At 39.1% G+C, this 1,548-nt stretch carries 2 protein-coding genes; both read right to left on the bottom strand.

Going from position 1 to position 1,548, the window contains the following annotated elements; translation table 11 throughout:
- Window positions 1-81: 81 nt before the first annotated feature.
- Complete coding sequence (locus E5355_RS19025) at window positions 82-648, bottom strand: Crp/Fnr family transcriptional regulator (RefSeq protein WP_136011553.1); 567 nt, start codon at window positions 646-648, stop codon at window positions 82-84.
- 259 nt (window positions 649-907) lie between these two features.
- The gene (gene mobA, locus E5355_RS19020; RefSeq protein WP_136011552.1) at window positions 908-1,327 is read right to left on the bottom strand and encodes a conjugal transfer protein MobA; all 420 of its coding nucleotides are present in this window, start codon (window positions 1,325-1,327) and stop codon (window positions 908-910) included.
- Between the last annotated feature and the right edge of the window lie 221 nt (window positions 1,328-1,548).

Raw genomic sequence — 1,548 nt, 5'->3', positions numbered from 1 at the left:
CTTTGGTGCAAAGTTCACGCCAAAAATCCATATCAATCTTATCTATATATGGGTTAAAATTAGCCTTGCTTTTCATCTGCTCTATTTTTCAAAAGTAATTTCTTTGCGAATGCGGCTAAGGTATGTCGGTGTGATTTGCAGATATGATGCTAATTCTTTGAGCGTTATATTTTGAAGAATATTAGGACAATATTCTAATATATGAATATAACGTTCCTTCGCAGATTGGCGATACAGATTCAAAAACCTATCATATGTCTGGTGAAAAAATCCGTCTGATATGACACAATGTAACTTAAAGTCTTTTTCAAAGCGTTCATCAACAATGTTGCGGTTACAAACCAATACTTCCGCATCTGTAGCCGCTATAATATCAGTAACGGCTGGAGTTTTCAATACAAGACTTGAATAGTCACCCAATGGCGTGTCACAGAATGAAAAACCAGTTATATGTGTATTACCTTCTGAATCGGTCACGGAGTATTTGAAATATCCTTTTTTGATGAATCCCCATACATTTCTTGTTATATCTCCACAATGAAGAAAATAATCACCCTTTTTATAAAGGCATAACTTACCCTCTTTAGCGCAAAGTTCGCGCCAAAAGTCCATATCAATCTTATCTATATACGGGTTAAAGTTTGCCATTCTTAATTGTTTAATATAACTGCGCTACAACCATTTGCAAAGTTAAGCATTTTAATCCGAACAGTCCTTAATTCTGTTGAGAAATAAAGCCATTCAGAGCAAAGTTCACTCCAAATGGCTTTTCAAATCAATGAAAATTCTATATTTTCATACTTTTGTGGCGGTTTCCTTCTTTCGCATATAACCCCGGCCGTCGATGATGACATGATCGGCAATGAAGTTGTTTGACGAACTTTGTTCATTTATCAGGCTACTTTCTTCAATTCTGTTGTTCCCACCTAGCATACATCTTCCTTGAAAGTTCCACAATTTCTTTGCTCAGTTTCACAAGGTCGATGGTATGTTTCTCCAACTTGTAGAGCAACGCCATCGCCTTCTTCTCCGAAAAGTGGATGCGCAACTCTTTAACGACCTGATTGTAGTTCGTACCGATGGCACGGAACTGGGCGTGGAAGTCCGACAGTTTGGTGTAGTAGTCCACCAGCGTCTTGTCCACTTTCAGCACCTTGAACTTCTGCCCGAAGAAATGCGCCTTCAGAAAGACGGCTTTCGCATACACGTTCGATTCCTCGTACATCGTCAGGAATCTGTTCCATTCCACATCATCGAAGCGCACCATCACACAGTGCGTCTTCGGATTCAATTTGGGATTTCTCCCGTACTTGCTCTTCTTTTTCATTCTGCTTATTCTTTTAATTTTATGGCTTGTCCATTGTTTAATCTTTGATTAAGGAATCCCGAAATTATCCGACTACGGAGGATAATTCTGCCCACGGCGGTGAAGGTGTTTTCAGTTACTTAGAATTATTCGGGTAACTGAAAACATATCTTGCTGTGTCTTTGAAGACACAAGAATCCTCCGCCTGTCGGATTGGTTTGTGAGTATAATAACTCATTTGG

Source organism: Bacteroides muris (ex Afrizal et al. 2022) (assembly GCF_004793475.1).
GTDB classification, from domain to species: Bacteria; Bacteroidota; Bacteroidia; order Bacteroidales; family Bacteroidaceae; genus Bacteroides; species Bacteroides muris.
This window is presented reverse-complemented; position numbering and strand designations above follow the sequence as displayed.

Coding starts and splice junctions, on each gene's coding strand:
- E5355_RS19025 (WP_136011553.1), bottom strand. CDS start 648: ATGGCAAACTTTAACCCGTATATAGATAAGATTGATATGGACTTTTGG.
- mobA (WP_136011552.1), bottom strand. CDS start 1,327: ATGAAAAAGAAGAGCAAGTACGGGAGAAATCCCAAATTGAATCCGAAG.